At 26.4% G+C, this 13,059-nt stretch carries 14 protein-coding genes; 8 read left to right on the top strand and 6 right to left on the bottom strand.

Going from position 1 to position 13,059, the window contains the following annotated elements:
- Window positions 1–162 precede the first annotated feature (162 nt).
- The 3 genes from AACP42_RS00785 to AACP42_RS00775 all read left to right on the top strand — a co-directional run bounded on the left by AACP42_RS00785 (window position 163) and on the right by AACP42_RS00775 (window position 2,103).
- A complete protein-coding gene (locus AACP42_RS00785; RefSeq protein ID WP_212775376.1) occupies window positions 163–1,347 on the top strand; it encodes a hypothetical protein in 1,185 nt (394 codons plus the stop codon).
- Window positions 1,348–1,552: 205 nt separating this feature from the next.
- The gene (locus AACP42_RS00780; protein WP_249402809.1) at window positions 1,553–1,672 is read left to right on the top strand and encodes an ATP-binding cassette domain-containing protein; all 120 of its coding nucleotides are present in this window, start codon (window positions 1,553–1,555) and stop codon (window positions 1,670–1,672) included.
- Window positions 1,673–1,821: 149 nt separating this feature from the next.
- The gene (locus AACP42_RS00775) at window positions 1,822–2,103 is read left to right on the top strand and encodes an ATP-binding cassette domain-containing protein (protein WP_249402808.1); all 282 of its coding nucleotides are present in this window, start codon (window positions 1,822–1,824) and stop codon (window positions 2,101–2,103) included.
- A 107-nt stretch (window positions 2,104–2,210) separates the two neighbouring features.
- Here AACP42_RS00775 and AACP42_RS00770 read toward each other — a convergent pair whose 3' ends face one another.
- The 6 genes from AACP42_RS00770 to rpmB all read right to left on the bottom strand — a co-directional run bounded on the left by AACP42_RS00770 (window position 2,211) and on the right by rpmB (window position 6,939).
- Window positions 2,211–3,176 carry an HD domain-containing protein gene (locus AACP42_RS00770; RefSeq protein WP_227807278.1) on the bottom strand — a complete coding sequence of 322 codons (966 nt, stop codon included), beginning with the start codon at window positions 3,174–3,176 and terminating at the stop codon, window positions 2,211–2,213.
- Between the two features lie 179 nt (window positions 3,177–3,355).
- Window positions 3,356–4,576: a CCA tRNA nucleotidyltransferase gene (locus AACP42_RS00765; RefSeq protein WP_212775375.1), complete on the bottom strand. Its 1,221-nt coding sequence runs from the start codon at window positions 4,574–4,576 to the stop codon at window positions 3,356–3,358.
- A 377-nt stretch (window positions 4,577–4,953) separates the two neighbouring features.
- Window positions 4,954–5,439 (bottom strand): nucleoside deaminase, encoded by a 486-nt coding sequence (locus AACP42_RS00760; protein WP_212775374.1) that lies wholly within the window; start codon window positions 5,437–5,439, stop codon window positions 4,954–4,956.
- 58 nt (window positions 5,440–5,497) lie between these two features.
- A complete protein-coding gene (locus AACP42_RS00755; protein WP_212775373.1) occupies window positions 5,498–6,127 on the bottom strand; it encodes a thymidine kinase in 630 nt (209 codons plus the stop codon).
- Between the two features lie 118 nt (window positions 6,128–6,245).
- On the bottom strand, window positions 6,246–6,527 hold the full coding sequence (gene rpmE, locus AACP42_RS00750) for a 50S ribosomal protein L31 (RefSeq protein WP_212775372.1): 282 nt from the start codon (window positions 6,525–6,527) through the stop codon (window positions 6,246–6,248).
- Between the two features lie 223 nt (window positions 6,528–6,750).
- Window positions 6,751–6,939, bottom strand: a complete 189-nt coding sequence (gene rpmB, locus AACP42_RS00745; protein WP_011160481.1) for a 50S ribosomal protein L28 — start codon at window positions 6,937–6,939, stop codon at window positions 6,751–6,753.
- A 547-nt stretch (window positions 6,940–7,486) separates the two neighbouring features.
- Here rpmB and AACP42_RS00740 point away from each other — a divergent pair.
- The 5 genes from AACP42_RS00740 to AACP42_RS00720 all read left to right on the top strand — a co-directional run bounded on the left by AACP42_RS00740 (window position 7,487) and on the right by AACP42_RS00720 (window position 12,841).
- A complete protein-coding gene (locus AACP42_RS00740) occupies window positions 7,487–7,843 on the top strand; it encodes a hypothetical protein (RefSeq protein WP_212775371.1) in 357 nt (118 codons plus the stop codon).
- Between the two features lie 1,115 nt (window positions 7,844–8,958).
- Entirely contained in the window at window positions 8,959–9,672 is a 714-nt protein-coding gene (locus AACP42_RS00735; RefSeq protein ID WP_212775370.1) for a hypothetical protein, read from the top strand.
- 247 nt (window positions 9,673–9,919) lie between these two features.
- Window positions 9,920–10,189 (top strand): GroES family chaperonin, encoded by a 270-nt coding sequence (locus AACP42_RS00730; RefSeq protein ID WP_011160495.1) that lies wholly within the window; start codon window positions 9,920–9,922, stop codon window positions 10,187–10,189.
- A gap of 181 nt (window positions 10,190–10,370) precedes the next feature.
- Window positions 10,371–11,981 carry a chaperonin GroEL gene (gene groL, locus AACP42_RS00725; RefSeq protein WP_212775369.1) on the top strand — a complete coding sequence of 537 codons (1,611 nt, stop codon included), beginning with the start codon at window positions 10,371–10,373 and terminating at the stop codon, window positions 11,979–11,981.
- 158 nt (window positions 11,982–12,139) lie between these two features.
- Window positions 12,140–12,841 carry a hypothetical protein gene (locus tag AACP42_RS00720; RefSeq protein ID WP_212775368.1) on the top strand — a complete coding sequence of 234 codons (702 nt, stop codon included), beginning with the start codon at window positions 12,140–12,142 and terminating at the stop codon, window positions 12,839–12,841.
- Window positions 12,842–13,059: the final 218 nt, after the last annotated feature.

The raw sequence follows: 13,059 nt of genomic DNA, 5'->3' as shown, positions 1-13,059 counted from the left end.
TGAATTATTTTTAACTTTGCACCGCAAAACCATAATTATCAAAAAAATTAATTTATTTGTTTAACTTAGAAAAAACTAAAATAAATTATAATGACAATAAAATATCTTATCATAACATTTAATGTAATACTTAAATGTTCTATAAAACTAAGGAGTAAAACGATGAAATTTATAGGTAAAAAAATATTATGTTTAGCATTAATATTAAATTTAGTTAATTTTTTTATTTTTATAGTTTTTAATGTTTGTAGTTTTAGTTTTTTTAAGAAGAAAAATCCTTATTTTAATAATAATTTTGTTTATGCAAAGAAAGAAGAAAGTGCAAATAAGGGGAATAATAAAGATCAAAATGATGCAAAAGATAATCAATTAAATAAACCAAACGAAGAAAAGCAAGAAGAACAAAAAAAAGGGTTTGGTTCTTGTTTTTGGAATAAAGTCAAAGAAGGTAGAACAGCTATTTATAATATATTGCCAGGAACCAAATCCCCTGAAAATATTGACACACAATTATTAAACCAAATTAAAGAAGAAATAACTGCCATTGAAGAAAAAAAAGAAAAAATTAAAGAATTAACCCAACAAGACGAAACATTAAAAAATATGTTAGAATCTGATGAAGCATATAAAAAAGCGGAACAACAATATAAAGAAGTAGAAAACAATTTAAAAGAAAATAAGTTTCAAGAAGCTTCCAATTTATTAAAACCTTCTCCAACTTGGTGGCACTCTTTTATAAGTTTTTTTCCTTTTGTGGATAATCAAACTCCTCAACCCTTAAAAGAAGCTTATAAAACTGCGTTGGATAATTTACAAAAAGTTCAACAAGTAAAAGAAGATTGTAATAAATTACAAAATATAAATGATGATGTACAAGGAAAAAGTCTTTGGGCATCTATTAAAGATAAAATTAATAATTTTTGGCCTTCTGCTAATGCTGATGTTACTCCTACACCTTCTGATTTAAATTCACAAGAAGAAATACCTTCTATTAAAGATTTTCTAAATAATCATAAATTTGCAACTAAATTGCTTGGTTGGTGTTTAGGAGAAAAAAGTAATGATGTTCAAACAATAGCTTATAATTTAACAAACAGATTAGCTCAATATATAAGCAATAAAGCTGAGGAACAACTTCAAAATAAAGTAGAACAAGCTAAAAAAGATGTTCATCAAAAAGCTACAGATGCAGTTAAAGGCCACATATTTCAAGTTATTACCGCTGCTGTTGCTTTTACTGCTTTAGTTATTGCATTTCTTTACTGGTTTATAATTAAAAAAATTAAAAAAAATCAAATTAAAAAACCACAAATAAGTAAAAAAGTTACCTTAAATAAAACAAAATAAACTTTTTTATTCTTAAATAATAAATAAGCAAAAACAATAATTTATTTTACATCATTTGCTATTATTATTTCTTAAATATTACATTATTAGTGTTTTTATTTCAATTTCATACGAAATAAAAAGGAGATTAATTTTTAACATAAAAATTAACCATTTATTTAAAAAATTTCAAAATACAGAAGTCCTTGAAAATGTTTCTTTTCAATTGCCTCAAAAAGGATTAGTTTTTATTATTGGTAAATCAGGTTCTGGTAAGTCTACTTTATTGAATCTCATAGGAGGGCTTGACAAACCCACTAAGGGAAATATTACAGTTTTAGGATGAAACATTAATGAATTTGCTTCATTCGAACTAGATGCTTATCGCAATTATTTTTTAGGATTTGTTTTCCCAGAATATAATTTATTAGATAATTTAACAGTTTTTGAAAATATTCAAATGGTTTGTGCACTACAATCAAAACAAGTAGATAATTGGAAAATGCAACAAATATTAAAACAAGTAGAATTCAAGTAGAATTGGACGGTCTAGAAACTCGCTATCCTAATCAACTTTCAGGAGGACAAAAACAAAGAGTAAGTATTGCTCGTGCTTTAATTAAAAATCCTAAAATGATTTTGGAACACCTCAAGTTTATCAATTGCCAGGTAAAATTAATTGTGTTTTGTTGCCATGGCAAACTTTGCAAGAATTCTTACTTGGATAATTTAATTACAAAACTTTTAATATTTCATATTATAACAAAAATAAAATAGATAATAAATAATGATTATTACAACAAAAAAGACCGTTTAAAAACGGTCTTTTTTTATTATGAAATGCATTTTCAAACTCACTATTTTTTATAATTAAGAAAACAAAATTATTCATCATCATTATTTTGATCTAAATCTAATGATTTATAAAACCCTTTTCTTTCTAAAACAGGGATGGGTTTTGTAAATGTTTGGGTGGTGGTTTTTTGTAAAAATTCTTGTAAAGATGTTAATTTGCAATCAATATTATCTAAATACCAAAGTAAAAGAGCTTCTCCTATTTGTGGTCTTTTGGCAGCTCCATGTTCTAAAAGTCCATGATGAGAAATTAACATATGTTTTAATAATAATACTTCTTCTTTATCTTGAAAACCCAATAATTGGGCTTCTTTTTCTATTTCACAAGCACTCATGACTAAATGACCTAATAGCAAACCTTTGGGAGTATAGTTTTTTTGTTCTAAATCTAGTTCTTTAATTTTTTCCATGTCATGTAAAATAGTACCTGCAAATAGTAAATCACTATTGAGAAAAGGATAAATTTTTAAAAGAGATTCTGCCATTTTTAACATAGTTAAAGTATGATAACCAAGTCCGCCATAATAATTATGATGAATTTTTAACGCTGCTTTGGAAATTAAAAATTTATTTTTGTTTTTGCAATATAAATTGTAAGTAATTTGTTTTAAGACTTTGTTTTTTATTTTATGTAAATAGTTTTCTAATTCGTCTTTTACTATTACAAAAGAAATAGGAGCACATTCATAAAAGGCTAAATAAATTTCATACAAAGTTTGCATATCTAATACATTATAAGCTAAATTGTATGTTTGATTCATCAAAATAAGTTCTTCATTTTTGAGAAGACAAATAGTTTTAAAATGATATATTTTTCCTTGGATAGGTGGTTTGGTTTGAGGTTCTAATTTGATGTTGATGTCGCTTTTGTCTTGTAATTGCAAGGTGATATTATAAAAATGAAGTCCTTGATTGATGCTTGTTACTTTGCCTGTAAAAAAGTTGATTTGTCCTTTTTGATATTTGGGTAAGATGTTGGTTTGGGTTTTTTTCATACGTTTGTTTCCTATTGGTCTAGATTGGGATTGATAAAAATATGTTGATGGAAGTGTTTGTAAATGGAAATAGTAAGTTTGCATTATTACATTTATAAACAAAAATAAATTGATGTTTATAATTTTGTTATTACATAATTTAGTTCATTTTATTTTTTATTCATTATTTTATTTATTTATTATTTATCTAGGATTTGATTTTGGCTAAGTACAAAATTAATTAATTGTTCTTTAATGTTGGGTATTTCTCTATTAAGTACTTTGGTAATTAGTTGTTTTTGTGTATGTTTAATCCATGTTCCTTTGGGTTTGTGGGGTAATTGTTTTAAGACTTCTTGCCAACTAAAATTAAGTTCAGTAATTGTTTTTATTGGTAAATATTGATAAATATATTGTATTTTGGCTGCTGCATAAGGTTCTTTTTGCAAAAGATAATTAATTTGATTAGCTAGGAGACAATTTTTTAATCCATGTTTAAATAAATTAAAAGTAATATTTTCCCAAAGATATAAACTTAAAGAGGCAATGTTTTGGTAGCTTTTTTTCTTTTGTTTGGTAAAAGGAAAAGATGCAAGGATTTGGTTGTTGAGTAAAAGCGACATTGACCAAAAAATTCTTCTTTTTAATTTGTGGTGTGCTTGAATGTATTTAAGTTGAGTTTCATGTAGATAAGCTAAACAAAGAATGCTTTGGTTTAGTTGGGGTAAAAATAGATGGGTTTTAGTTTCTATCATAGTTTTAAAAGTTTGGTGCCAGTTTTTGTGAGTGATGATTTTTTCGATGTGTTCATAGATTCTTTGAGAAGAAATTTTAGCTAATAAATGGTTTTTGTGGATGATAGCTTTTTGGGTAGTTTTTTCTATGCAAAATCCTAGTTTAGATTGAAAATAAAAAGCTCTTAAAATTCTTAAAGGATCTTCTTGGAATCTAATAAAAGGGTCTTTGATGGTGCGGATCAAACCTTGCTTTAAATCTTTTTTTCCTTGTTTTTCAGGTGTGAAATCAAATATTTTACCAGTTTCATCCATTAAAAGAGCGTTAATAGTAAAATCACGTCTTAAAAGGTCTTGATGGACGTTTTTGGTGAAAAAAATTTCACTAGGGTGGCGATAGTCTTTGTAAGTACCTTCTTTTCTGTAAGTAGTAATTTCGAAAAGATAATTTTCAAAAGTTATTTTAAAGCTACCATAATTAATTTTTATTTGGGTTGTTTTTTCTGGGAATAAAAGGAGTTTTATTTGTTGGGGGGCGGCGTTAGTAGTGATGTCGATGTCTTCGTTAGCATTTATTTGGAGTAAATAATCTCTGACAGTGCCACCCACAATAAAGGCTTCGAATCCGTTTGTTTTTAAGATAGTAATTATTTTTTGAGCTGTTTTTAGTTGATTGGAATATTTCATATTTTGGGCTTTTAACAATATTTCTAATTTTTTTATTTTGTTGTGTTTGATTGGTTGGTTGCCTTTGATTATAAATATAGTTAAGATAAAAGTAAAATAGATAATAGATATAAATATTAAAGGTTGTTTTTAGTTTGTTTTATTATTTATTTTTTGGTAAATGTGGTTCAATATAGTATTTTTTATTAGTATTTATTTGTAATTTTAATGTAGGGTGTATTATTTAGGATGTGCCAATATTTAAAATAACAACATTTTATTATTGGCAAATTAGTTTTTTTGAAAATAAAAGACCATCGGTTGTGATGGTCTAATTTGGTTGTGATAAGAGTTTTTATTGGGTTGCTGAAATTATTTTTTTTGTTTTTTTGTTGTTTTTATCGGGATAGTAAATTATTTTTTTTGATTCTTAGTTCTTGAAAAAATTTTTGTAAAAGTTGCATGCTTTCTTGAGCTAAAATTCCTGATTGGATATTTAATTTATCCATAAAAGGCATATTTTGGATAGATGACATATCATTAAAAGAATATGATTTTTCCATGCTTGTGCCATAATAAAGGTTTTTGATGCCTGCTTGTATGATGGCTCCTGTACACATTAAGCAAGGTTCTAAAGTGACATAAAGAGATACATCATTTAAAAAACGGCTGTTTATCTTTTTGCCTGCTTTCATGAGGGCTAAAAATTCAGCGTGTCCAAAAAAAAGTTTTTTAGTGTTTCTGTTATTGTGAGCTCGTGCAATTATTTTTTGGTTTAAAACAGCGACAGCTCCGATGGGGACTTCTTCTTTGAGGTAGGCTTTTTGGGCTTCTTTTAAAGCTTCTTTCATAAAAAAAATATGTTGTTGGTTGTTATTTTCCATATTTTAAGTATTAATCCACATTCCAAACGAATTATTGAGATGAATTATTTTAGTGGAGTTATTTAGATTGGTTGGTGAAGTTTTGCCAGTTAATTTTTGTTTTGTCAATATCTGCTAAACAATGGTGTTTGCGACAACGAGGTTCGTGGTATTCTTTTCCACCTACCAAAACAACAGGTTCATTGCTTTGAGCAGGTTTGCCGTCAATTAATCTTTGAGTGCGGTTGGCTTTTTTGCCACTGATAGCACAAATTGAAGTTAATTTAGTAACGGTGTCTGCAATTGCTAATAAATAAGGCATTGGTCCGAATGGTTTTCCGCAAAAATCAAGTTCTAAACCTGATATAATAACTTCAATATTGCAGTTAGCTAAATAATCTACAATAGCGACAATGTCTTTATCTAAAAATTGGGCTTCATCTATTATGACAACATTAATTTCGGGAGTAATAAACGGGAGAATGTCTTTGCTTTTGTCAATTAAAATAGCAGGAATAGTGTTTTGATTGTGAGAAACTATTTCTTCTTTAACAGAATAACGGTCATCTATTTGCGGTTTAAAGGATAAAATTTTTTTGTTGAGTTGTAATGCTTGATTACTGCGTTGAATTAATGCTTCTGTTTTGCCTGCAAACATTGGTCCACAAACAACTTCAATAAACCCTTGCCCTTGTTCTTTTTGGGTCATTCTTTTGAACTCCTTTATAAATAAGATAATTTGAATTAATTTTTTTGGTTTTTGTGGTGTGATAGTTGGTCCAAAAGAACTTGGAGAGTGATTTGCTATTTTATTTTTTAAGTATTTATTATTTATTTTTAATCAATTCTTTGGTGGTTTCTTTTTGGTTATCAGCATTTGAAGAAACTGTTTTAACTTTTTGGTCTTGGGTAATACCATAACGTTTGTTAAATTTGTCAACTGGCCCTGCTTTAACTACAAAAGTTTGTGCGCCAGTGTAAAAAGGGTGGCAATTAGAACAAGTTTCTATTTTGATGCTAGTAACTGTGGTGCCAATTGGGTGTTGTTTGCCACAAGTTGCACAAGAAACTTCCACTGTTTCAAATTGAGGGTGAATATTTGCTTTCATGTGTTTAGGACTCCTTATTATTTTTTTGATTTTATTTATTTTTATTTTGTTATGCGATGTGTTTGTGTTTTATTATTTATTATTTTTTAATTTTTGATTTTTATTATTTGAACTTTTTGATGGGATTTTTGAACTTTTGATTTCTTATTTCTTTCTTTATCTTTATGAAAAAATCATAAAATATAAATATAAAAAATAAGAAAGAAAAGGAAGGCAAAGAGTTTTAGGCTCTTTGTAATTTGAGCTTTTTGAGTGCCCTAGCAGAGATTTTTACTTTTTGAACCTTGCCGTTTTCGTCAACAATTTTTACGTTTTGTAAGTTGGCTTTCCAAATTCTTTTAGTTGCGTTCATAGCGTGGCTACGACGATTACCAAAAAGGGTGGTTTTTCCAGTGATATAACATTTACTCATTGTTTTTCTCCTTTGTTAATTACAATATATAAGTTATTATATCACAATAAGGGTTTATTTGGGTGATGTTTTTTTGTTAAAAATAAATTTATTGTTAGTTGTTTGGTTTGGGATAATTTTATATTTAGGATAGGGGTTTATTTTAATTGCAACATTATTTGATTTGATTGTTTTTATGTTATTTTGCGCACGGTTATTATCTTTTTTGCCCATCATCTCCATTATATTTGTATATTTATTTGATAATTTATTAAAATAGTTAAAGCCTTTATTTGGTTTGTACATAAACACTTTGTTTTTTCTTGGATTTTTGCTATATTTTTTGCTACAATTAAAATATAATATATATTTAGATGAAACACTCCAATAATTTGCCCCTAGTAAAGAATGAATATTTTATTTTTTTAGTATATTTTGTTTTTGCTTAGGGTTTATTATATTTGTTGTTATTTATTTTATTTATTATTTTCATTCCTAATTATTTTTTTCCTATTTCATTTGCATTATTAACATTTGTATTATTCATATTTTTATTAAGGAGATATTTATGTTTGAGAAAAAAAATTTATTGATTGTCTTTGTGTGTTCCTTAATTGCAATGTTATTTTCGTTGTTAGTTTTTGTAATTGTTGTAAGTAAGTTAGGATATTTGAGTTTTAAAGATGTTAAAGAACCTAATTTATACAAAGACATAAAATCACCTAAAACACAAGAGCAAAGAAATAATAAGACAAATCAATTAGCTCAAAGAGTTGCTGAACAAGTAAAGGAACAATTTCAACTGACTACTTTAACAGAAAGCCAAATTAAAGAAATTAAGGATGGCAAAATAGTTTTATCCAAAGAACAATTAGAAGCAATAAAAGGAGAGTTAAAGCCTTTGGTGGATCTAAATTTTAACTGAAGAAAATAAATCTAATATTTTAACAATTGATGCAAAAAACGGAACAGTTCAGACCGAACAACCCAAACAACCCAAACCCAAATAAAGGGACACAATAACAAAAGCAAAAGAAGAACAACGATAAACCCTCAAACCCCAAAAAGGATTACAAAAATCAAACTCAAAACCAACAAGCGAAAAATAGTTTTTCTCAGCCAAATCCACCAAAACCAAAGCAGCAAAACAATGATAAATCTCAAAAACCCAAAAAATAATTAACCCTGAATATTGACGAACCCCTTATAATTTGTTCAAATATAATTGAACTTTAACCTTTTGGTGAGTTGTCTTTGGGTTGGTTCATTGGCACAACGGTGTCATACTTTATTTTTGTAGAAAAAAATAAAAAAAGAGTTCGGCGTCATATCCTAGCTCTTTTTGTATATCAGATCTGAATTTATAATATAAAAAACTCAACACTGTCATATAAGAGTTGAGTAAAAAAACTATAATATCATAATTGTTGCGCCGCGCTTTTTTTCACTTTTTCGCCTTTTTTTTGCATCTTAATTTTTTCATTCCTTAAAAAAATAATTGATTCATTCCTTAAAAAAATATTATATAATATAGCTGGTTAAATTATTATTTTGCTATCCATCAATTATTTTGTTTTGCATGTTTGGAAACATTTAATATTTGAAAAGGGGAACAATAAATAATTTACTTTTAGTATCATTTTTTTGTATTACTTAATTGTTCTTCATTTTAAGAACATCATTATTCCTTAATTTAAGAACAAATTGTTCCTTATTATAGGAATGCCCTTTTTATCCTTATTAAATTAGTTTTTAAAAATTATCAAATTATTATCTTTAATTATTTATTAATTAAAATTGTTTTTGAGTAGTTTTTGAAGGCTATTTTTTTTATTATCAAATTAATTATTATCTAATCTTTAATAATAGCTAATTGATTAATTGATAAATTATAAATATTTTAATTGACACTAATTATTATTTAATACTATTTAGTTAAGTTAAAATATTGCTTCAAGGAAATAACATGTTGTATAAAAAAATTTTTTATATTTTGTTTTCATAATAAAAACAATATTGGAAGGGAATTAGAATAAATATATGCGTAATGTTAATAAGAATAAGAAAAATAAGAAAGTACATAAATATATTCTAGCAGCTCATATAATTGCTTTAGCTCTTATATTATTTCATCTTTCTAAACAAATGGGGCTATATGATTTTAAGTCTTCTTTAACTTATAAAGCTTATTTTAATCTGGCTTTAGTACCTTTATTTTATTTAGGGTTTTTCTTTGGATTTAAGAAAGCTTCTTGGATGCTTCTTATTTATGTGTTTTGTGACTTTGTAACTACTTTGGGACATTCTTGGATTTTAGCTAATTATGATATTTTTTCGCTTGGGAAAAAAAATATTAATCAATCAACTTTTCTTATACTGAATTATCTTTTAAAAACTTTAATACCTATTTTATCTTGGTCTTTTACAGGATTATTATATTGTAAAGATTTAAGTCATTTTAATATTAATAAAAAAAATATTATACGTTTATTAAGTATTTTAATTATAATTATGTTAATTCATGCTTATTCTTATGCTATAAATGGTTATTTATGTTATTTGTCAAGTATTAAACATATTCTAAAAGATAATCCATATTATAATATCTTTTTTGCTAATGAAATAACTTCCTTTATCACTATTTTTGTTCTTAATTTAGAAACAGTTATTACTTGTAATTTATTATTATTTGGTTGTGTTATTTATCTTAATCCAAGATTAAAGATTATTTATCAAACTTATTTTTATGAATAAACAATAACATAAATGAAAAACTTTTTTTGCAATTCCCAATAAGACAAATTTAATAATATTTACCAAAAATATAAAATAAATTTTTGAATCCTCCAAACCAAATTATTTTTTTTAATACTTGCCAATTATTAAATCTTATGATATAATAAAAGTGCTTTGGCACTTAAATTATTTAGTGCCAAAATTAAATCATTACAAAAATATTTTATTTACTATAATAAATTATTAAATTAAAAGGAGTTTAATCATGAAACAAAAAACAATTATCCCTTTACATGACAATGTTGTTTTAAAATTGAAAATGGAAGAAACTAAAACAGCTAGCGGAATTATTTTGGCTTTATCAGAAAAAGAAAAATCCTCTGTTGGGGTTGTTGTTGGAGTAGGTTCCAAAGTTGAAGGTTTAAAAAAAGATGATGAAGTAGTTTATAAAAGCTATTCTGGTAGCAAAGTTACTTTAGGAGAAAAAGATTATTTAATTGTTGCTGTAAAAGATATTTTGGCACAAATTAAATAAGATAATATAGATAAGATAAATAATTATAAACTAAGTATTAATAAATAAAAAGACAATATTTTAAACTTTTTTTAAAATTATAAATCATAAAATTATAAATATTAATTAAATATCAATAAATCAATAAATAAAGATATAAAGATATAATAATCAATAATCAAAATATTTAAGGAGTAATAAAATGAGTAAAAAAATACTTTATGGCAAAGAAGCAAGAAAAGCTTTATTACAAGGAGTAGATGCAATTGCAAATACTGTTAAAGTGACTTTAGGACCTAAAGGACGTAATGTTATTTTAGAAAAAGCCTATGATTCACCTGCTATTGTAAATGATGGTGTTTCTATTGCTAAAGAAATTGAATTAAAAAATCCTTATCAAAATATGGGAGCAAAGTTAGTATATGAAGTAGCTTCCAAAACTAACGATAAAGCAGGAGATGGAACAACTACAGCAACTGTTTTGGCACAAAGTATGATTCATCGTGGGTTTGATGCAATTGATGCAGGAGCTAATCCTGTTTTAGTAAAAGAAGGAATTGAGTTAGCTGCATTAACAGTTGCCACAAAACTTTTAGCTAAATCTAAAAAAGTAGACGTCCAAGAAGATATTCAAAATGTGGCTGCTGTTTCATCAGGTAGTCAAGAAATTGGTAAAATCATTGCCCAAGCGATGCAAAAAGTAGGAAAAGATGGAGTTATTAATGTTGATGAATCCAAAGGTTTTGAAACAGAATTAGAAGTTGTTGAAGGATTGCAGTACGATAAAGGATATGCTTCTCCTTATTTTGTCTCTGATAGAGAAAGTATGACAGTACAGTTAGAAAATGCGTTAGTTTTAGTAACTGATCATAAAATTAGTACTGTGCAAGAAATTGTACCTATTTTGGAAGAAGTAGTAAAAGCATCTAGACCTTTATTAATTGTAGCTGAAGCTGTGGAAAATGAAGTTTTAGGGGTTTTGGTAGCTAATAAATTAAGAGGAACTTTTAATGTAGTTGTAACTAATGCTCCTGGTTTTGGTGATAATCAAAAAGAAATGTTACAAGATATTGCAGTACTTACAAAAGCTAATTTTGTTTCTAAAGAACTTAATATGAAATTAGCAGATTTAAAAATAGATGATTTAGGAAATATCAATAAAACTATTATTAAAAAAGATAATACTACTTTGATAAGTAATTCTAAAAGTCCTGAATTAGAAAAACGTATTCAAGTATTAAAAACTCAAATTAAAAATGCTACTTCTGATTATGAAACTAAAAATTTGCAAGAAAGATTAGCTAAATTATCAGGAGGAGTTGCCTTAATTAAAGTTGGGGCTGCAACTGATACTGAATTAAAAGATAAAAAATTACGTATTGAAGATGCTCTTAATGCTACTAAAGCTGCTATTACTGAAGGAATTGTAGTTGGTGGTGGAAAAGCTTTAGTGGAGGTTTATCAAGAATTAAAAGATACTTTGGTATCTGATAATAAAGAAGTACAACAAGGAATTGATGTAGTAGTACAAAGTCTTTTAGTACCTACTTATCAAATTGCTTATAATGCAGGATTTTCAGGTAAAGATGTGGTAAAACAACAACTTTTACAACCCTTAAATTTTGGGTTTAATGCTAAAGAAGGTAAGTATGTTTGTCTCTTAAAAGAAGGTATAATTGACCCTACTAAAGTAACTCGTCAAGCTGTTCTTAATGCTGCTTCTATCTCTGCTTTGATGATTACAACTGAGGCTGCTGTGGTAAGTTTGAAAGAAAATAAAGATAATAACTTTGATTTAGGAACACAAGAATAATTTTTTTATAACTAATAAAGCTTTATTTTTTTAATTATTATTTCCCATTTTTCCTTTTTTCATGTTAAAATAATAGTAGGTTTTGATTGTCTTTTAACTCTTTATTAGAAAACAACTCAAACCATATAATTATATAACGAAAGAAAGGAGAATAAACAATGCAAAATCAAAAAACTCAAAAATCTTTAGTTGCTAAAGTTTTAGTTTTATTTGCTGCTGTTGCTTTAATGTTTGTTGGCGTTCAAGTTTTTGCTGATGATCCACTAGATTTAAGCACTTTAAAATGTGACACCCCTCTTGAACTTACTGCTAATGATGCATCTGATGCAGAAAAAGTTGTTACTCAATGGAAAGTTCAAAACACTTCATTGGATAAAAAAGTAACAAAAGATTCTGTAAAAGTACAAGTTATCAATAATCAAGTAAAAGTTACACCTGTAGATGCCTCAACTACAAGCGCTTTAAAAGGCGAAAAATTATTAGATTTAGTAGGCGTATGTGAATTAAATAAATTAACTTTAGGAACAGACAAAAAACTTACACTTACAGTTAAAGATGACAAAGTAGATGCAAAAGCTGGTTTAAAAGCTTTAAGAGAAGCTGGAGCTAAAGTTCCTGCAACTGTAACCGAAAACGACTTAACTTTCACAGTTGGTAAAGGCGACGATGCTAATAAAGTTACTGTTAAAGCTGTAGATGGTAAAACTACTGTTTCAGGACAAGTTACCTTTGAATTTAATGTAGTTCAAAAACCTTGGTACAAAACAGTGTGGTTCTTAACATTAGTAGCTGTTGTAGTTGTTTCTGCCGTTGCTGGTGGTGTGTTTTTCTTTGTTAAAAAAAACAAAAAAAATAAATAATCTTATTTAATCATTATTTAAAAAGCTAGGTTTTTTAACCTAGTTTTTTTTATTTATCTTTATTATTAATAATAGTTTTTAGCAATAAAATAATCTTTATAAATACAATTATAATCAAAAATTATTATTAATAATAAAAAAGAATCAATTATAAGGTTTTATTTGGGAAAATTATTAAAAAATTATATAATATATATAATGGTTTTATTTTTTTTATC

It is taken from the genome of Hydrangea phyllody phytoplasma (assembly GCF_036985185.1).
In the GTDB taxonomy this organism is placed as follows: domain Bacteria; phylum Bacillota_I; class Bacilli_A; order Acholeplasmatales; family Acholeplasmataceae; genus Phytoplasma; species Phytoplasma asteris.
The sequence above is the reverse complement of the archived record's forward strand: the minus strand, read 5'-3'. Positions and strand labels throughout refer to the sequence as shown.